The organism is Dyadobacter sp. 32 (assembly GCF_902506755.1).
Classification (GTDB): domain Bacteria; phylum Bacteroidota; class Bacteroidia; order Cytophagales; family Spirosomataceae; genus Dyadobacter.
Genome location: NZ_LR735258.1, coordinates 216,833 through 235,963, shown reverse-complemented (window position 1 = coordinate 235,963; position 19,131 = coordinate 216,833). Strand labels below are relative to the sequence as shown.

18 protein-coding genes are annotated in these 19,131 nt (G+C 43.6%); 7 read left to right on the top strand and 11 right to left on the bottom strand.

What is annotated here, in order from left to right:
- Positions 1-242: 242 nt before the first annotated feature.
- Complete coding sequence (locus DYADSP32_RS00930; RefSeq protein ID WP_149244450.1) at positions 243-1,967, bottom strand: DNA polymerase/3'-5' exonuclease PolX; 1,725 nt, start codon at positions 1,965-1,967, stop codon at positions 243-245.
- A gap of 407 nt (positions 1,968-2,374) precedes the next feature.
- Here DYADSP32_RS00930 and DYADSP32_RS00925 point away from each other — a divergent pair, with 407 nt between their 5' ends.
- From DYADSP32_RS00925 to DYADSP32_RS00915, 3 genes are all read left to right on the top strand, one after another.
- Entirely contained in the window at positions 2,375-3,649 is a 1,275-nt protein-coding gene (locus DYADSP32_RS00925) for an AGE family epimerase/isomerase (RefSeq protein WP_149244451.1), read from the top strand.
- Between the two features lie 408 nt (positions 3,650-4,057).
- Entirely contained in the window at positions 4,058-4,255 is a 198-nt protein-coding gene (locus DYADSP32_RS00920) for a CsbD family protein (RefSeq protein WP_149244452.1), read from the top strand.
- 319 nt (positions 4,256-4,574) lie between these two features.
- Positions 4,575-5,111: a YceI family protein gene (locus DYADSP32_RS00915; protein ID WP_149244453.1), complete on the top strand. Its 537-nt coding sequence runs from the start codon at positions 4,575-4,577 to the stop codon at positions 5,109-5,111.
- 3 nt (positions 5,112-5,114) lie between these two features.
- Here the strand turns inward: DYADSP32_RS00915 and DYADSP32_RS00910 are convergent, their stop codons facing one another.
- Both DYADSP32_RS00910 and DYADSP32_RS00905 read right to left on the bottom strand, forming a co-directional pair.
- On the bottom strand, positions 5,115-6,173 hold the full coding sequence (locus DYADSP32_RS00910) for a beta-ketoacyl synthase chain length factor (RefSeq protein ID WP_414617401.1): 1,059 nt from the start codon (positions 6,171-6,173) through the stop codon (positions 5,115-5,117).
- 12 nt (positions 6,174-6,185) lie between these two features.
- Positions 6,186-7,829 carry an FAD-dependent oxidoreductase gene (locus tag DYADSP32_RS00905; protein ID WP_149244454.1) on the bottom strand — a complete coding sequence of 548 codons (1,644 nt, stop codon included), beginning with the start codon at positions 7,827-7,829 and terminating at the stop codon, positions 6,186-6,188.
- 212 nt (positions 7,830-8,041) lie between these two features.
- Here DYADSP32_RS00905 and lysM point away from each other — a divergent pair, with 212 nt between their 5' ends.
- Positions 8,042-8,497, top strand: a complete 456-nt coding sequence (lysM, locus tag DYADSP32_RS00900; RefSeq protein ID WP_149244455.1) for a peptidoglycan-binding protein LysM — start codon at positions 8,042-8,044, stop codon at positions 8,495-8,497.
- A 93-nt stretch (positions 8,498-8,590) separates the two neighbouring features.
- Here the strand turns inward: lysM and rplI are convergent, their stop codons facing one another.
- The 4 genes from rplI to DYADSP32_RS00880 all read right to left on the bottom strand — a co-directional run bounded on the left by rplI (position 8,591) and on the right by DYADSP32_RS00880 (position 10,816).
- On the bottom strand, positions 8,591-9,040 hold the full coding sequence (gene rplI / locus DYADSP32_RS00895) for a 50S ribosomal protein L9 (RefSeq protein WP_149244456.1): 450 nt from the start codon (positions 9,038-9,040) through the stop codon (positions 8,591-8,593).
- A gap of 20 nt (positions 9,041-9,060) precedes the next feature.
- Positions 9,061-9,312, bottom strand: a complete 252-nt coding sequence (rpsR, locus tag DYADSP32_RS00890; protein ID WP_015811483.1) for a 30S ribosomal protein S18 — start codon at positions 9,310-9,312, stop codon at positions 9,061-9,063.
- Positions 9,313-9,315: 3 nt separating this feature from the next.
- Positions 9,316-9,696 (bottom strand): 30S ribosomal protein S6, encoded by a 381-nt coding sequence (gene rpsF / locus DYADSP32_RS00885; RefSeq protein ID WP_149244457.1) that lies wholly within the window; start codon positions 9,694-9,696, stop codon positions 9,316-9,318.
- Between the two features lie 178 nt (positions 9,697-9,874).
- Positions 9,875-10,816: a hypothetical protein gene (locus DYADSP32_RS00880; RefSeq protein WP_149244458.1), complete on the bottom strand. Its 942-nt coding sequence runs from the start codon at positions 10,814-10,816 to the stop codon at positions 9,875-9,877.
- 143 nt (positions 10,817-10,959) lie between these two features.
- On the opposite strand from DYADSP32_RS00880, the gene DYADSP32_RS00875 reads away from it, so the two are divergent.
- A complete protein-coding gene (locus DYADSP32_RS00875; RefSeq protein ID WP_149244459.1) occupies positions 10,960-11,622 on the top strand; it encodes a YggS family pyridoxal phosphate-dependent enzyme in 663 nt (220 codons plus the stop codon).
- Between the two features lie 7 nt (positions 11,623-11,629).
- On the opposite strand, the gene DYADSP32_RS00870 is transcribed toward DYADSP32_RS00875, so the two are convergent.
- Entirely contained in the window at positions 11,630-12,673 is a 1,044-nt protein-coding gene (locus DYADSP32_RS00870) for a glycosyltransferase family 9 protein (protein WP_149244460.1), read from the bottom strand.
- Between the two features lie 203 nt (positions 12,674-12,876).
- Between DYADSP32_RS00870 and DYADSP32_RS00865 the strand changes: the two genes are divergently transcribed.
- Positions 12,877-13,257, top strand: coding sequence for a DUF423 domain-containing protein (locus tag DYADSP32_RS00865; RefSeq protein ID WP_149244461.1), 381 nt, complete (start codon positions 12,877-12,879; stop codon positions 13,255-13,257).
- Between the two features lie 67 nt (positions 13,258-13,324).
- On the opposite strand, the gene rodA is transcribed toward DYADSP32_RS00865, so the two are convergent.
- The 3 genes from rodA to DYADSP32_RS00850 form a co-directional block, all read right to left on the bottom strand.
- Positions 13,325-14,608 (bottom strand): rod shape-determining protein RodA, encoded by a 1,284-nt coding sequence (gene rodA, locus DYADSP32_RS00860; protein WP_149244462.1) that lies wholly within the window; start codon positions 14,606-14,608, stop codon positions 13,325-13,327.
- A gap of 34 nt (positions 14,609-14,642) precedes the next feature.
- Positions 14,643-16,559, bottom strand: a complete 1,917-nt coding sequence (mrdA, locus tag DYADSP32_RS00855; protein ID WP_149244463.1) for a penicillin-binding protein 2 — start codon at positions 16,557-16,559, stop codon at positions 14,643-14,645.
- 156 nt (positions 16,560-16,715) lie between these two features.
- Positions 16,716-18,290, bottom strand: coding sequence for an NFACT RNA binding domain-containing protein (locus tag DYADSP32_RS00850; protein ID WP_149244464.1), 1,575 nt, complete (start codon positions 18,288-18,290; stop codon positions 16,716-16,718).
- A 342-nt stretch (positions 18,291-18,632) separates the two neighbouring features.
- On the opposite strand from DYADSP32_RS00850, the gene DYADSP32_RS00845 reads away from it, so the two are divergent.
- Positions 18,633-19,130, top strand: coding sequence for a GtrA family protein (locus DYADSP32_RS00845; protein ID WP_149244465.1), 498 nt, complete (start codon positions 18,633-18,635; stop codon positions 19,128-19,130).
- Position 19,131 lies beyond the last annotated feature (1 nt).

Here is a 19,131-nt window from a genome sequence, read left to right as displayed (position 1 = left end):
TTCCTGAATCTTTTTAAGTTCGGGAAAAACTTCTCGGGAATAAAGTATCTAACTATTATTAAAGTACACCTTAAAAATAGTAAAACTATTTTACAACTACACTTTAAGAATAGTAAAACTATTTTATTGGTACAGACTCAACACGATGAGGCGAGATACGTTGATCCCGTCCATGGCTGTCATTAGTAAAAGCAAGCGAGGTTAAGAATGCCCCTGTTTGAGGCACTGAGCGAAGAAATCGGTTACATAACAACACTTTTACTCAAACGATTTTTAAGATAGGCTTCCATATCGGCCAGCATAAACGCATTAAAGGTCATTTCCTTGGTAAGCCCCCCTTTTCTGGCCACGGCAACCCCGTAGTGCATGTCATAGTAGCCCTCTTTAGAATGCGCGTCCGGATTGATGCTCAGCATGACGCCCTTATCCATACAATACGAAATCCAGCGCCAATCCAGATCCAGCCTCCAGGGAGAAGCATTGATTTCAACCACAACTTTATGGGCGGCGCAGGCATCAATGATCACCTGGTGATCAATAGGATACCCCTCGCGCGATAAGAGCAGACGTCCGGTCGGGTGCCCTAAGATAGTCGTATAAGGGTTTTCGATAGCACGTAGTAACCTTGCCGTTGCCTTTTCTCGGGTCATCGTCAGGTTACTGTGCACGGAGGCCACGATGTAATCAAAACTTGCCAATATCTCATTAGGGTAATCGAGCGAACCATCGCCCAAAATATCGGATTCAATTCCCTTTAATATTTTAAACGGTTGAAGCGGATTTTCATTTGCGAATCGGGTATTCAGCCTTTCGATCTCCTCATGCTGCCTGATCACATCTTCAATTTTCAACCCCTGCGCGTAGCTGGCTGTTTGGGAGTGATCCGCAATGCCCAGGTATTCGAACCCAAGTTCCCTGCAAAACAGGGCCATTTGCTCTAGCGTATGCTGCCCATCGGAATAGGTGCTATGGTTGTGCAAAATTCCTTTCAGGTCACCCCAGGTTATCAGATCTTCTGCCCGATGTGTTTCTGCCCATTGAAATTCTCCTGCTCCTTCCCGCATCTCGGTGACGATATAAGGGAGCCCCGCCTTGTCGTAAATAGCTTCCTCCGATTCCGCAGGCTCAAAGTTAACCTGTCGCCATATCGTTTCGCCGGATGCTGTCAGATAGCCCAGATGATCGGGTGCTGCAGTTTCCAAAAACAGTTCATTGACCATCCTTTCAGGTTTTACGGCAATGATTTCTACCTCTACAGCTATATCCTGAACTTTCCCGCGCCAGATAAATGGCGACGATCGTTTTTCCTCCTGAACCAAAAACTCAATTCCCGCCAGTGTGGCGTGGAGCAAAGCCGGGGAGTCCGTATTAACCAATATTTTAATTGCTTCAACCGTTTCTGCTTTCCGCCGCAGATCGCCAGCGGCTTCAACGTTTTCAAACGTTTTTCTCAACTCCACCAAAATGGCCTCTGCAACCACCTCAGCCTTATCCATTCTTAGTTTGCCCGCCTGGTCTTTCAGAAATGCCAGTGAATCCAGAATTTTCTGCTGTATGCTCCCTCCCAGTCCTTTCACTTTGGCAACGGCGCCATTCAGGCAGACCAATTCCAGTTCATGCAGGTTGTCGATCCCAAGTTCTTTCCAGAGTATAGCAATTTTTTTGGGTCCTATGCCCTTGATGTTGAACATTTCCATGACACCCAGAGGTGTGTTGGCCAGTAGCTCTTCCAATTCCGCAAAGGTGCCTGTATGGGCGATTTCGACTATTTTAGCGGCTGTACTTTTCCCAATCCCCTGAAGCTTAGTCAGCTCAGCCTGAGACATATCCTTTAATTCGCCGTCCTTGTATTTGTCAAGATAAAAGGCAGCTATGCTGTAGCCTTTGATTTTGAACGGATCAGCACCATGAAGTTCCAGTAATTTAGCAGTAAGCTCGAGAATTTCAACGATTTCGGGATTGCTCATGGGAAACGGGTTAAATAGATGCTGCGAATTACGAATATACAAATGGAAACTACAAGATTATAAAACTTTAAATACGAGGTATTCCTGCTGTGATCCTACGGAGAATATCGTTACTGCACGGATTGATCCTACGACAGGTTGAACCAGAGTGTAATATAAAAAGGCTCTGAGTACGACCGTTTAATTCAAAAATTCGAAACCCAAAAGTAAATACTTCATAAAAAAACATTTATAGTTATAAAAAAACCGATCTGATAGCCAAGATGCTTGATCTTGCCGTATTTAAGATCGTACTGTTTGGCAAAACCAGTGCAAACCGCGCGATTTCGGACTTATGCCGCGAGACAACTACCTGAAATTGATTTATTTAAAATACATTTATAGCTAAAAACATAGATTAAGATTACATGAGCCTGGACCAGATTAAAGCGTATCGTGACGAAGCTTTCCAACATTTAACCGAAGAACTGCTTCCTTTTTGGGAAAGCAGGTGCGTTGATAAAGAAAACGGCGGATTCATCACCCATTTCGACCATGCCGGGGAGGATTCGGGAGAGGATGAAAAGTCCCTGATAGCACAAACCCGATCCATTTATACGTTTTCAGCAGCACATCGCGCCGGGTACGGTGGCGGTCGGTTAGCCGAAATGGCCCGTCACGGAGTCGATTTTTTAATTGATAAGATGTGGGACAATGAATATGGCGGCTTCTACTGGCTCATGGACCGCAAGGGGAATGTTAAAATCGATGAAAAAATTGTTTACGGAAATAGTTTTGCCATTTATTCCCTTGCCGAGTACACACTTGCCACCGGTGACCCGCGTGGCCTGGAGTATGCGGAAAAGGTTTTTAATCTGATTCAGATACACGGCGCGGATACACATTACGGAGGCTACTTTGAAATGTTTCATCGAAACTGGGAGCTGAAAGGAAATGGTTCTGCGGGAGGGGACAGGAAAACCCTTGATGCGCACATGCACCTGATGGAAGCATTTACAGCACTTTATGAAGCAAGCCGGAAACAGGTGCATCGCCGTAAGCTGGTTGAGATTATAGAATTGCTCGTCAGCAAGATCATGCATCCAGAGTTCCGTACCGGAATTCCGCAATTCTGGGCCGATTGGACCGTGGCTCCTCAGATCAAATTCGACATTATCTGGGGCTGGGACCGCTTTTCCGAAGATGGATTCAAAAGCGCAGCCGAAGACAATACCAGCTATGGACATAATGTGGAATTTGCCTGGCTGCTCATGCATGCGCTGGACATTGCCGGCATATCTTACGATGAGTACAAAGTACAACTGTTAGCTTCCTATAATCACGCGGTCGATAACGGTATCGACTGGGAGTTTGGCGGCGTGTATGTCGAAGGTTCACATGCCGGCCAGGTTTATGACCGCGAAAAGGAATTCTGGCAACAGGCCGAAGTCCTGATTGGCATGCTGGACGCTTATCGTGTTTATGGGGACGAAAAGTATCTCAAAGCGTACGATTCGGTTCACAGATTTGTATTTGACAAAATGATCCATCACGAAGTGGGCGAATGGCTACCGTTGCTAAGCAGAAAAGGAGATCCTATCTGGACACATATGAGCCACTCCTGGAAAATAAATTACCACACCGTTCGTGCAATGGTACAGGGCATTATTCGCATGGATAAATTAATTAAAGAGAAACAATAACCGTCTCTTTCAGGATTACCAAAGCGGCAGTACGGATAACAACTCTGGCTGCCGCTTTGCTATTTATATACATACTAAATGTAAGGCAGTAATAAGCTGCTCTCCGGATTGAACCTCGCATTCATTCTATTAATCAGGAAATATTTTGGACAATTGAGGGAAAATTATGCTCAAAAGACTTCAAAACAAGTTAAGATGCCAGATATAAGATGCGCAGGTAAAGGAAGTCACAGACAAGGCAATAACTGAAATAACTAACTAACAATCAACTATTTGAATGATAAAAACCTCACTACACTCCCCTTTACTCCGTTCTCCATGTTAATTTATGGTACGATTTATTTAATTCTTTAACCAAATTCAGGATACTAAAAACCCTGAAAATTCTAACACTAAAATTCAAAAGCTATGAGCGCTTTCACAGATCAGGTTAAGGGAAACTGGAATGAAGTTAAGGGTAAGTTGAAACAACAATATGCCGATCTTACAGACGATGATCTCCTTTATGAAGAAGGTAAAGAAGATGAGTTGTTGGGAAAAATCCAGAAAAGGATTGGCAAAACCAGACAAGAGGTAGAAAATGAAGTAAACAGCTGGACTAACTAGCTCATATTAAAGTTACTAATTGAAATGCCCCGGAAATTTTCGCTTCCGGGGCATTTTTTGTTGTGTCAAACAGCGCGTTTTCCAGGTTGGGAACGCGTCCGTATTTTATCAAAATCTATTGCACATTGACCAAAAATGTCGCAGATGAAAAAGTTGAAAACGACGAAACTGGCTGAGAAAAATTTGAACGCAGATCGGAGGGTAAGTTTGGGTTCCCAGTTAATTTTACCGTAAAATAAGTTGTGCATACATTTCTGATGTTGAAAACCAACAACTCTGTCAGCACGATATAATTTTGTGAAAATTTAGAAAACAGGCCATGAAAAAAATTCAGTTGCTGCACCTATCATTGATCATACTGGTGGTGAGCGCATTCAAATTAACCACAACTCAGGAGTGGGAGATCTCTGCAGATTACAGGATCGGTTTTAATGGAAAATTTGCAGAAGGGACTTTCGATAAACTAACAGGCACCATTCTTTTTAATCCAACAGAGCCTGCCAAATCGCGTTTCGATGTAACTATTGATGTTGCCTCCATCAATACAGGTAAGGATCTGAAAAACAAACATGCCGTTAGCGAAAAATGGTTTGATGCGGAGAGATTCCCGGTCATCCGTTTTGTTTCCTCTGAAGTGAGCCGGACAGATACTTCTTACAATGTAAAAGGTGAGCTGGACCTTCATGGTATAAAAAAAGAGATCTCAATCCCCTTCGCATTTGAAGAAGACAATGGCAAAGCCCGGTTTCGTGGGAGTTTCAAAGTAAATCGCGGGGAGTTTGGGATAGGCAAGTCAACAGGAAAAGATTCCGACTACACGACCGTAGATATATTGGTGCCGGTCATGGCTAAATAAAACTCAGATGGCAGACAGCAAAATAAAACCATGCTGAACTGCCTTGTAATGATTGTATATCAAAACATGCCTCGCTTTCCGATTTTTTTCAGTACCACGACCTGGAACATTTTTTCCTGAAATAAGCTGAACGCCAAGCCACATGGCGAATGCCGAAGAAGTTGGGTAATCGCCTACCAGCTGTTTGTAGCTATGCATTTCGCTTTCCGAAAAAAAAGAATCCCGGACATTCTGGAACCAAAAATCGCTGCGGTTATCGCCATTGTAGCCCAGAATCAATGTATCAATGTCTTTTTGATTCAGACCATTACGGATGAGCATCTGGCTGAGCTTTTCGTTTAGTTCATTTTCGGTAGGATTGGTTATCTGATCCACATCTACAATTTCCGCAAGAGAGTCGGCTGTTTTTTCAGACGAGACTACAAACATCGCAGCGCCTTCTCCGCAAACTGTACCTGGTGTATCAGAATTTAATAGTGTGGAGGAAGTAACCTCTTCTTCTTTAAATAATCCGCCAAGAAAATCGATATTATAATTGTATTCCGAAATCTCTTCAACGCCGCCCAAAAGTAGTTTTATAGCGCCACCCTCATCGATTAAAAGGAATGCATCCAGCAACGCACTCTCAAAGGCCAGGCCTTTGTTCACATGCGTCGTACTGTAGCCGGTATTCCTACTCAGAAGTGCGAGGCTGCCACCTATGGCATTGGGCGTGCTCTGGACAAAGTTAGTGGGGGTAAGTGTACCCTCCTCATAATCGACGATCTGATTCAGAAACTTGATACAATCTTCCAATCCACCGTTGGCCGTTCCTAAGATTATGCCATCAAGTCCCGGGTTCCTATTGATTAAAGGCAGCCCTGCCCCCACCCCCATTCGTACCGCCTTACCCATCCTTCGCAATAGCCCGGCAGGAATCAAGTTGGCATACACGGGTTCTTTCGCCTGGTACATATTACCACGGTGTACAACCGGTGGTTCTTCGAAAAAAGTAGCATTATAGGTCAGCTGCGGTGAAATGCAGTAGCAATCCGTAATAAATATTCCCTTCTCAGCATTCACATCCATCGTTATTTACTTTGCTGTTAAGCCTGCTTCTTGCATAAAGCCTACCAATAAGGATCTGTATGACCGGCTATACTCAATTTTTTGCTCTTCAGTCCATGCAAGCACGGGCGCCATTAAATCGCATACACGCTCTACACTGTCCAGCGCGGCCTGCCAGTCTGTAATTTCCAACCGGATCCTACGGGCCAAAAAATCACGTGGGGTAACAGCCATTTCGTGCGTGGCTGTGTACACCACTTCTGCTCCGATGTAGGGGTGATCGGCATGCAATAGCATTTTCAAGGAAGGATTCGCCCAGGTCAGTTCGCACACCTCTTTTGCCCTGCACCCATATTTTCTTACCAAATGCTGACATACCTCCGCCGGCAACGAGTAAGTCGATCGGAGTGCCTTCCAGGCTTCAAAATCATAATTTTCTCCACCAGCCAAAATATGCGTGTCCGTGCTGCACGCGTTTTTGCGTTTGAAAATACCGTCAACCTGATCGATTGTATCCTTCGCCATCAACCGGTAGGTCGTCCATTTACCGCCAAGCAGGCTCACAAGATTGGTTTCGTCATCTATTTCAACTTCATGATCTCTCAGAAGGCTTTTTGTAGACTTACCGGGATCAGCGGAAAGCAGGGGCCGCAAGCCACCAAAACCTGCTTTCAGTTTTGTAATATCAATGGGTTGGGCAAGATAGGGATTCAAAGTATCTACCAAGTATTGCTTTTCTTCCCTATTTAAGGCCGACTCCGTATCAAACCCATTACTCTCTGTATCGGTTGTTCCAATCATCATTGCCCCTTCAAAAGGAATGGCAAATACCACACGGCCATCAGAGGTTTTGGGGATCAGCATGGCATGGTCGCTGTTCAAAGTTTCATAGGGAAGCACCACATGTACGCCTTTACTGGGACGAATGCGTTCCGGCAAGCCGGGATTAGCCATCAGGCGGATTTTATCAGAAAAAGGTCCGGTACAGTTAACAACAAGCTTTGATTTTATCTCAATTCCCACCCCAGACAAGGCATCAGTAACCTGTACTCCAGTAACTTTACCGTTCGTCTCTTTATTGAATCCAACAACCTCCATATAATTTGCGACCACAGCCCCCCCTTCTGATGCCGATTGCGTAAGGGCCAGACAATAACGTGCGTCATCCAGTTGCCCATCATAATACAACACCGCACTATGAAGCTTACTTTTATTCAGGGTTGGCATTCTGGCCAGCACGTCCTTTTTGGAGAGCCATTTACTTTTGGGAAGTGAGTCATTCGTTGCAAAACTATCATACATCATGAGCCCGATTGAAAAATATAGCCCTTCCAGCCACGAGGCAACGGGTGTTAAGAGAGGTAGTGGCCTGGCCAGATGCGGCGCATTGTTCAACACAATGTGCCGTTCTTCCAGACCGTGACGAACCTGCTTAAGCTGACCGAAATCCAGTTTCTTGAATGCTTGTTCCAGATAGCGAACACCGCCGTGGATTAACTTTGTAGATTTTGAAGACGTTTCAGAAGCGAAATCCTGCTTATCAATGAGCGCAACTGTGTAACCCCTCAGCACCGCATCAAGGGCACAGCCCGCTCCACTGGCACCCGCACCAATAATGCAAATATCAAATTCTTCATGGGCAAGCCGTTCAATTGACTCCTTACGATTCATTAATTTATGGTGCTAGTTACCAGGACAATTCTTTGTGATGAGCAAAAGTACTAAGATGAAAGTTTTAAGGAAGGAATATCTTTCAAAATAATCACAATGACAAATGTGACGACACCGTTATTTTTTAGTCTTAAAGTTGTTCTAAGCCGAAAATAGTTTAGCTTTGAATCCAGTTTTAACACTTTTTTTTAACAAAAAAACTAACAATCATTATGGGACTTTTGTCTTTTTTTAAGGGAGTAGGTGAAAAAATATTCAAAAAAGAAGAAGCAGCTCCAACTCCTGAAGCTGAACCATTGCGCGCCAGTGCACTTCTTGCCCACGTAAAGGCATTAGGTCTTCCGTACAAATCACTCACTGTAAAAACTTCGGGCGACACGGTTACTATCGAAGGCGAAGTATCCGCACAGGAAGACTCTGAAAAAATTGCCCTTGCTGTGGGCAATGTAGAAGGCGTGGAAGTGGTAGACAATAACCTGACGGTTGCTACCCCAGCCCCACCTGCCACTTATCATACCGTTGAAAAAGGAGATACCCTATCCAAGATCGCGCAGACTGTTTACGGAGATATGATGAAATATCCAATCATTTTTGAAGCAAACAAACCGATGCTGACACATCCGGATAAAATCTATCCAGGACAAGTTCTCAGAATCCCAGCCCTGTAATGATCCATACAATTTTTATCTGTTTTGGCAGATAAGCGCATAAAAAAAGACAACCCTCTCGGATTGTCTTTTTTTATTTATGCTCGCTGACAATTACTTATCGTCGGACGCAACTACGTTTAACGTAATCTTGTGTTTTACCTCTTTATGAAGATCGATCAATGCACCATAAGTGCCGATCGATTTCACATCATCAACGGTAATTTTCTTACGGTCGATATCGAAGCCTTTTGATTTAAGTATGTCAGAAACCTGTGTATTGGTAACACGTCCGAAAATACGGCCGCTTTCTCCAACCACCGTACGGATGTCAATTGTAAGATCTCCGATTGCCGCTGCAATTTCTTCAGCATCTTTCTTAAGCTTTTCAGCCTTGTGAGAAGCCTGACGCACGTTTTCTGCAACGATTTTGCGATTAGAGGGATTAGCCAATAATGCAAAACCTTGTGGAATAAGGTAATTACGACCGTAGCCCGCCTTCACGGTAACGATATCGTTCTTATAACCCACCCCAGCTATATCAGTTATTAGTATGATTTCCATTGTTCGTAGCTCTTTCTATTTTATTTCAATTGATCCGCAACGAAAGGCAATAAAGCCAAATGACGTGCTCTTTTAATTGCCTGTGATACTTTACGCTGATATTTCAGGCTGGTACCTGTTAGGCGACGTGGCAAAATCTTGCCTTGCTCATTTACAAGCTTCAACAAAAAGTCTGGGTTCTTGTAATCAATATATTTAATGCCTGCTTTCTTAAAGCGGCAATATTTCTTACGGTTAATGTTTTTTTCAACCGGTTCGTTTACTAGTGACATAGCTTAGGCGTTTTCGGTTTTAGTTTCTGTAGATACTTCTCTTTTTCTACCTACCAGTCCTTTACGTTTCTTCTCGTTGTAAGCGATAGAATGTTTGTCAAGAACGATAGTCATAAAACGCAAAACGCGCTCGTCACGACGGAATTCAGTTTCCAGAATATCCACAACGTTCACTTCTGAGGTCGTGTATTCAAACACATTGTAAAAGCCTGAATTCTTCTTTTGGATGGGATAGGCCAGCTTACGCAATCCCCAATCTTCTTCATGGACCATAGCACCACCGTTATCGGTAATAATGGCTCTGAATTTTTCAACGGCGTCCCTCGTCTGGGCCTCAGACAAGATGGGAGTTAGAATGAACACCGTTTCATATTGCTTAGACATACGGTAATTGATTAAATAAAAATTATGATATTAATACAAACCCTCACTTTGGAACATATCCAAAATAAGGGTGCAAAAATAGGGCTTGAAATCCGTAATTCCAAGCCCTGTGTATAATATTGAAGTATGATATCCTGTATTTTAGCGATTTAGCCTGAATTAGGCTCCCAGAGCCGCGCTATTTTACAGTAAAATCCGCCTTGCCAATCTGCACGCCCTCACAAAGCACCTCCACTACATATTTACCGTCCTTCATGGGGATGCCGCCACGCCCATAAATAATATCAACGGTTTGTTGGGTATTGGTGAATTCAATGGTTTGTTTGGAACTATAGATCATTTCCTTTCCACCTACGGTGAAAGCTCCAGAGCCGGTAGCCATATCGGAAAGCACGGCTCCGTCAGGATTAAGAATACGCAAATAAATCTCCTTTTCATTTTTTCGGGCAACTGCGTTATCCCCCAGGCGAAAGCTCACTTTCAGTTTGTCAATGCGCTTCGCTTTGAACTTTTCACCATCACGCTCCTTTCCTTTCGATGACACGGCCCGGATGGTGATATTCTCTGCCCGCAAAGCCGAAGCTATGTTTACCTTTTCACTAAGTTCTTTATTTTGCACCGTATAGTTGGTTACCGAATCAGCAAGCTGCTGCTTTTCCGACTCGAGCCCGCTTACTTTTTCGTTCAGTTCTTCATTTTTACTGGTTACCACACCGAGCTCCTCTTTCAAGCGTACAATCTCCTGATCCTTTTGATTTAAAATAGATTCGTAGGAGCGAATTTTCTTATCATAATTCGCTGCCGAAAAACTATTCATGTTCTTGAGCTCTACCTTGTCTCTTTCCAATTGCGCCTTTAGGGCAACCAGCGAGTCAACACTTCCACCCAATTGTTGGATTTCTGCAATTTTCAAATCCAGCTCTGTGGAAATAGAATCCAGCTTCGTTTTGGTAAACAGAACCTCCTCCGTTTTGGCGGTGATGATTTGATCCTTGGCGGTATTCTCCTGTTTTTCGTGGTAAATAAAATAGACAAGCACTAAATTAAGCAATGCCAAAACTGCCAAAGCGGCCCAAAGCAACGTTTTACGATCCTGCTTTTGCTCCTGATTGTAGTCCATTTCGAAGGTTGAATTATTAAGTTTGATTGGTAAAAGAACTACGTTTTTTTCAATTTTGAAATAACTTATCCTTAAAATCTGTAAATCGCGATTTAATCATTGCACCATATCCTTTTTTAACCTGGCCCAGAATCGTCTTCAACATGTCCGAAATCGCAGAAAATATTGCAAACATAATACAAACAATTGACGGAAAAGCACGGTTAATTGCCGTTACCAAGACCAAACCCGTTGCCACTCTCGACGAAGCCTACAACTCAGGATTCAAACGTTTCGGGGAGAATAAGGTTCAGGAAATGGTGGAAAAATATGAGCGTATGCCTAAAGATATCGAATGGCACATGATTGGGCATCTGCAATCGAACAAAGTAAAGTACATGGCTTCCTTTGTCTCTATGATCCATTCCGTGGATAGTTTGAAGCTACTTAGAGAAATAAACAAAGAGGCTTTAAAACATAATCGGGTGATAGACTGCCTGCTTCAAATTTTCATCGCGGATGAAGAAACGAAATTTGGACTTTCAAAGGAAGAAGCTATCGAAATCCTCACCTCCCCTGACCTGCTTACTTTCAAAAATATCCGTATTGCCGGTCTGATGGGCATGGGTTCATTTACAGACGATTCTGATAAAATCAGGAATGAATTCCGTGGTTTGAAAAACTTATTTGACTCTCTACAAATATACAACCATGATCGTGTTTCGCTCAAAGAACTCTCCATGGGCATGAGTGGCGACTACCAGATTGCCGTAGATGAGGGTAGCACACTCGTCAGAGTAGGCAGTGCAATTTTTGGCGGCCGTTAAGCTGCCGTTATTTATTCAACACTTTAGCCACTTCATCCCGTACAAACTCAAAGGACATATCCGCGCAAGGATGGCCTTCCTGGCGGACAAAAACGGCATTTTCCCTTCGGCCAAAACGTCCGGAATAAGGATTGTAGGACTTAAAATCATTGAGCGATCCCATCAGAATAATCCCGAAGGTTCCGGCCGCATTGGCCAGATGAGATGGGCCGCTGTCCAGTCCGATAAAATAGGACGCCCTACGGATCACTTCGGCAGTTTCCAGAATCGTAAGTTGACCGCACAAATTTTTATACGCAGAATTTTGCAGACTCAGGTTGCTTTTTAGACCAATCTCAACGATGTCATAATCGTAATGCCCGATTAACCATTCGATCAAGTACTCCCAGCGATCCTGAGGCCAGTCTTTCGGGGCATAATTAGACTGGCAATGCACCACCAGGAAGGGCTTTGCCAAATTGAGACCATCTACCTTACTCCTGTCCTGGTCAGACAAGTATAACCGCGGATGATCTTCACCCGGAAAGGACTCCGAAGGCGCGATCAGCCCGCCTGTTTTGCAAAACACCTCCAAAAGATTCCCAAAATTGAAATAGGTAAATACATTTATACCCAAACGCTGGGCTGTCGGATTTTCAGTAAAAATCTGACATTTGGGACAATGATTGTTGTTGCGAAACTGTAGCGCGAATACCTTGTCAAAAATACCTGTCCGTAATAGTGTTTGTCGTTCAGTTACACAAAACTCCTGGTGTGTTTCGTCAATGTGCGGGTTACGATCAATAAGCTGATGATAGGCCGGTTTGACAAACCAGACGATGTAGGCGTTTGGATTATTGCTTCTGACAAGCCGCGAAATCGGTTCGGCCGCCACAATATCCCCAAAATGCTCTGTGCGTATGATGGCAATCAGTTCCTGACCTTTTTTGAGCCTGAACTTAATGATTGCAAAATGAAGCCAGGAAATATAACCTGCCAGATGAGCCTTAAAAATGTGAGAGTACTTATGATAACGGTGTGTCCAGAGCTGTAAAAATCGTTTCAATGTCATTCGTATTTTTTCAGGAAAAGCATGGAATGCTTTAAAGCGCGCAAGATAATAAAAACCGTCAAAAGAGTTGGTTACCCCTTTTTCCAAAACTAACTTTGTGGCGCTCCCGAAACAACCCGTTTCGGCTGACTCCTGCTTGTGGGTTCAAAAAATGGACAGGGGTTTTGCTTATTCTCAGTACCAAAAATTTAATTTTCAAATAAATGAAATTTATGATTCAAGCCGGAGGTGTTTTAGGAGCACTGGCAGTAGCACTAGGGGCCTTCGGGGCACATGCATTGAAGGGTATGCTAGAAACCTCAGGCCGTACCGACACTTTTGAAACTGCCGTGAAATATCAATTTTACCATGCAATTGCTATGGTACTGGTGGGCCTGCTCATGCAACGGGCCGGTACAGATGCAGTCAAATTGTTGGGATGGTCCGGTAACGCTTTTGCTGTCGGGGTTATCATTTTTTCAGGCTCCCTGTATGCCATCTGCTTTACAGGGATCACCAAATTTGGCGCAACAGCTCCCATAGGAGGCGTAGCCTTAATTGTCGGCTGGGTGCTTTTGATTGTAGCAGCGGGGAAACTTGTTTAAGGGTTAGTTACCAAGTGTTAATTGTTAATCAGAAAACGATGTCTATGAATAATTAACCACTTAAGACTCATCCTCTGGAAAGAGTAAATGGTCTTTGAGAGTCTATTTTCAGGAATACAAAAAGCAAGATGGAGAACGACCACAGCGACGACCCCCCATAACTAAAAAATGGAAGGGGTATGCCGATGACTGGCATAAGTCCTACCGTCATGCCGATATTGACCATAAAATGGAAGAAAAATATCCCCGCCACACAGTATCCGTAAACCCTTGCGAAACGGCTTCGCTGTCGTTCTGCTAAAATTACCAGTCTGGAGATCAGAAGTATAAACAATGTAACCACGACAAACGTACCCACAAAGCCATATTCCTCTCCAACGGTACAAAAAATAAAGTCGGTACTTTGTTCTGGCACAAAGTCAAATTTGGTTTGGGTTCCCTGTAAAAATCCCTTGCCTGTAAATCCGCCAGAGCCGATTGCAATTTTTGATTGGATTACGTTCCACCCGTCACCTCGCGGATCGGAATCGGGATCCAGCAAGACCATAATTCTACCTCTCTGATGCTTTTGGAGCACATTGTTCATAAAAAAATCCACGCCGAACACGATCCCAAGCATCACCCCGGCTACCAGTATGGTAGCCCAAAGTCCACCTTGTCGCCGCGTCATGGTGGGCATGAGCCAGATGGTTGCACCGGCAATCAACACGATGATCCCTGCAATGTACCATTTCACAAAAAGAAGGGTAATAATCAAAAGCGCCGCGGTAACGATGCCAATGGCCGGGATGAAACCAGGCATACCCTCCCGGTAAAGTACAATGGCGAATGAAGCGAAAACCAGCATCGAGCCCGTTTCATTGGAGAGCAAAATCAGCAGGGAAGGCACGGCAATGATACCTATAATCGGATAATATTCTTTCAGTCGTTTTGTCAGACTAATCGCCGGATCACTCAGATATTTAGCTATAGCCAGGCTTACTCCAAGGTTCGCAAACTGCGCTGGCTGAAGCGACATGGCCCCAAACTTGATCCATGACCTGGAACCATTGATATTGGAACCGGCAAACAAAACAACAATCAGTAAAAAGATGATAATAGCGAAAATGATGAAGGAAAAAGTTTCGTAAAACTTATAGTCAATCACCAGAATACAGGTGATCAGGATCACCGTTGTTCCGATCCACATCAACTGTTTGCCCGCATTATTGTTCAGATCGAACATGCTGCTGTTCACCTCGGGATTATACACCGCTGCATAAATGTTTACCCATCCGATTGCCAGGCAGGCGATATATATCAGCACAACCATCCAATCTACATTTTTTGTTATGGGCTTACTTTCCGCCATGGTAATTGATTTCAAAAATAAAATGTGATTCCTTCTACCTCGTAACCGGACTATTCCCCGACGGCTCCTTGTACAGAACTTCTTTCTGCGGAACCTGTTTTTTTGCAGTATCTGGTTTAACCGGTCTGGGCTGACCGGGCAAAACCACTTTACTCATCAGATTGAGATTCAGCATCCTGGTTTCCATGGCTTTGTTTGTCACTTTTCTGGAAAGAAACTTTTCCATAATAAGTCCGGCGATGGGAGCTGCGGCGGATCCACCAAACCCGGCATTTTCTACGAATACTGCTATTACTATTTTGGGATTTTCAGCTGGTGCAAAACCTATGAATATCGAATGATCATCCCCTTTTTTGTTCTGGGAGGTTCCTGTTTTACCGGCAACGGTAACGCCCTCAATCCTTGCATTCTTTGCAGTACCCGCCTCCACTGCGCCAATCATACCTTCAATCACCGGGTCAAAATGGCGGGAGTCCACATCCGTCTCATGTCGGGTAGTAAACTCTGGCGCGAGTCTCTTTTTATCTCCCACGCCGTGAATGACATGGGGTGTATAAAAATAACCCTTATTGGCAATGATCGCCGCTACGTTCGCCATCTTCAACGGAGTGATCAATATCTCTCCCTCGCCAATACTTACCGAATAAATATTGGAAAACTTCCAGCGGCCTTCGCCATAAATTTTGTCATAGTACTTTTTGTCTGGTAAATTTCCCTTTCTTTCACTTGGCAAATCTATCCCAAGCCGCTGCCCTATCCCAAATTTGCTTACATCCTCATGCCATGCCTGCAGACCTACCGCAGATGCTCTGAAGGTATTGGCAATATTGTTCTTATACATGATCCGTCTGAAAACGTTGTAAAAATAAGGATTACACGAGTGTGCCACGCCCAAAGCAACGGAACTTGTTGCCGGGTGATTGTGACATCCTATGGGACAGTTGGCGTGTGAAAATCCACTGCCAGGCGTAATGACCCCCTCTTCCAAACCGACCAGTGCCTGTATCAGCTTAAACGTTGAACCAGGACGATAGCTTGCCATTACGGGTCTGTTAAACAACGGTTTGTATGGATTTCTGTTCAATACAGAATAGTTTTTAGAAAAATACCGGCTTGCCAGAATATTGGGATCATAAGTGGGTGCCGAAACCATCACGAGCACCTGGCCGGTTTTGGGTTCAATAGCCACCACACTTCCTACCTTGTTGACCATAAGGCTGTCGGCATATTGCTGTACCTCCAGATCAATCCCCGAATACAGGTTATCTCCCGCTACCGCCATGGTGTCCAATTCTCCGTTTTTCCAGGAACCCTTGTATACACCAGACACATTTTGCATCACAAACTTGATGCCTCTTTTACCCCGAAGTTCATTTTCATACACTTTTTCAATACCACTTTGCCCTATGTAGTCACTTTGACGGTAATAAGGTGTTTCTTGTTTCTCTAGCTGTCCTTTGGATATTTCACTTACGTACCCCAGCGTATTGGCCAAAGTCGGGGCTGTGTAGGTTCTCAATGAGCTCTTGGCAAATTCAAAACCTTTGTAATCGACCATCACGTCCTGAATCGAAGCAAAATCTTCTTTTGAAAGCTGCCTGAGAAACAAAGAAGGTTTAAATCTGGAATAGGCACTTGCAGCGGTAATCAAACTATCGAATTCACGCTTCTCTATGCCCAAAACCTTACAAAAGCGCAGCGTATCCTCCACCCGGACTTTGTACGGCGTTACCAGCAAATCGTACACAGGAGTATTGTATACGATCAGCTTCCCGTAACGATCATAGATCTGGCCCCGGAAAGGAATTTCAATGACACGTTTTATGGAATTACTGGACGATTCGATGGAGTAACTTTCATCCAGAACCTGAAGGTAAAAGAGACGCATTAAATAAATAACGCCGATTAAGACAAAAAATCCAATGATGACGAAGCGACGATTTTCAAGCATTCTGCACTATAATATTCCAGTTCTCACAAATTTCCCACGAAGTTCGTGATATCGAAAGACTTATCAAAGGAGGTTTACTCCCTTTTATCAGTCAATTTGCAGGTTGGTATATACGCATTCAAAAAACCCCATAAATACTCAAAATACTCCGATTTGTCATTCCCCTTTTGCCACCACCATCACCACATCCTCTTTGTCTACAATCACAGCCCCATCGGGCATTCCCTTTAATTTTCGAACATATTTTTTGGGTGTGACAATAACCGGACACAGGCTGTCGGTCTTTCTTTTGGAATAAAAAGCAGCGAGTTCCGCTGCGCGTTCAATCACCGTGGAAGGGAATTTCTTTCCAGGCTGATATTTGATAATCACATGTGAGCCAGGCACATCCCGGGCATGAAGCCACAGGTCTTCTTTGAAAGCGTACTGCTTGGTAAGTACATCATTGTTTTTTGCATTCCGACCTATTAAAATCACATAACCCTGATAATCCACGCGTTTGAAAAGTTCAGCCTGTGTAAGCGGTGCTGCTTCCCCACCAGCAAGGCCATTGGCTTTGATAAATGCTCTAAGTTCCCTCAGGATCTCAATCCTGGCGATCGCTTCGAGATAGCCGGTCATTTTGATCTTTTCATTCTCCCTGGCCCGAAGACCCTCATGCAACTTGGCCAGTTCTATTTTTTCATTTTTTGACTTGCGGTAATATACCTCCGCATTTCTCTGTGGCGACAAGTCTTTTTTCAGTTTGATTTTGATGGGTTTGTCATGATAAAAATCAAACAACTCCACCACTTCAGCCCGGGCAGGTATCTGATGCAGGTTGGCCATCAGGATGTTGGCTACTTCATCATTTTTAGAGCCTTCTTCCAGTTCCAATAACTTCCTGAAAGTATTCTCAAGGTAACTCTCGGTTTGTTGAATCCGCTTTTTAAGTATTCTGATGATTTCAGCCTTTCCTTTTTCAATTCCTGTAAGCCGAATGTAGGCATAATAGAATGCGTTGAGAGCCAGAATAGGATCCTGATACTGGGCCTCAACTAATTCTACTTCTAATAAACTCAGCGTGGGCATCAGCTCGGTTCGCAAAATATAAAATTCACCGCTTGAGATTTGCCCCAGAACCTGCTGTACAACCTCCCAACGTTCGTTAGCGCTGGTCTTTCCTTCCAGTTGGGCATCCAGATACTTCTTAACCAATTTTCCAAAAGTCGGAAAAAGCGGTTCATATTTGAGCTCGTTTTGTACAAATGCTTCAAAAGACTGATCGATAGGCCGGTCTAATCCTATCAATGAAATGGTTTGATCCGGCGTAAGTTTATGATTGAAAACCTCCGACACCTGCTTATCCCTGTCAAAAGAGATAATGTTGGATCTGTTGCCAAATAATTTAAACACCATAGCCTCACCGCTTGCCAGTTTTAGCTCAATGGCTCTCTCATTCAGAAACACCCGTACCTGTTCGATCGATTTCCCATACAAATCCACAAACAGGTTCACACTGTTTCTTCTGGCCCGTTGAAAACTATCAGGAAAACTCAGACAGGCGAAATTGGGCCGGAGTGTGGCCTTGATAAAAAATGGATTAACCCATTCCTCCGTTTCAGAGGAGTCGGCAAAGACAAGTATCAGCTCATCCTTCTCCTGACTGAAGGCTTCGATAAACAATTTCCCCGAAAGTACCTTGTTCAACGCCGGAGCGAGTTGTTTTAGGAAGTAATAATTTTGATGCAATTGTGGAATAATTTGGAAGTCCGTTGTTTAAACCGACTCAATTTTTGTTTTTCAGGATCCGTTAGTAATAAACAGCTCATTGATGGAACAAAGATCATATAACGTCTTTATAATTCAACCAAATCTCTCTACTATCAATGCCAGAAGGCAGGCTGCAATCAATTTGTCAGCGTACTAATCAGGCGTGAACATAGGCAAACGATTTGTACGGAATAAAAACCCGCTTTTATAACTCTAAAGTTACAACCGTTCGCTCAAATACAGAAGTGATCTTTGTTTCAATATCAATTTCTTTCTAATATTGAGGTCGGAAACAAACTGAACAAACTAAAAACAGCCCAGGTGACTCTACCAAAAAAAAGCAAAATATTCAATACCAAGGACTTAATAGCTTATTTTCTGGTCGCCGGTACCGGAGCCGTCGTACAGCTTGTTTGCAGTAGTTTAATTCAGGACTGGTTTAACATTACTTTTCAGCAGTCCATCTGGCCTTCCTATCTGCTTTCCTTTATTGTCGGTTTTACGTTAACCAAATTATTCGCATTTGACGCACGCAAAACCAATCAGACCAGACGTGAAATGGTCAAATTCCTCATGGTTGCTCTGTTTTCGGGATTCGTTACCGATATTTTCACCAGATTAGCCTACTATTTCTCAAACAATTACCTGGAAACTTTCAATTACATTATTCCGGGATCCAGTAAAGCCATCAACGTGAACGAAATGGGCTGTTACATTATAGGAATGGGTTTCAGCTTTGTCAGCAACTACATACTCCATAAAACCTTTACTTTCAAAAGTACCGGTTTTTATGATCGCCTGAAGGTGCTTATACGGTAAA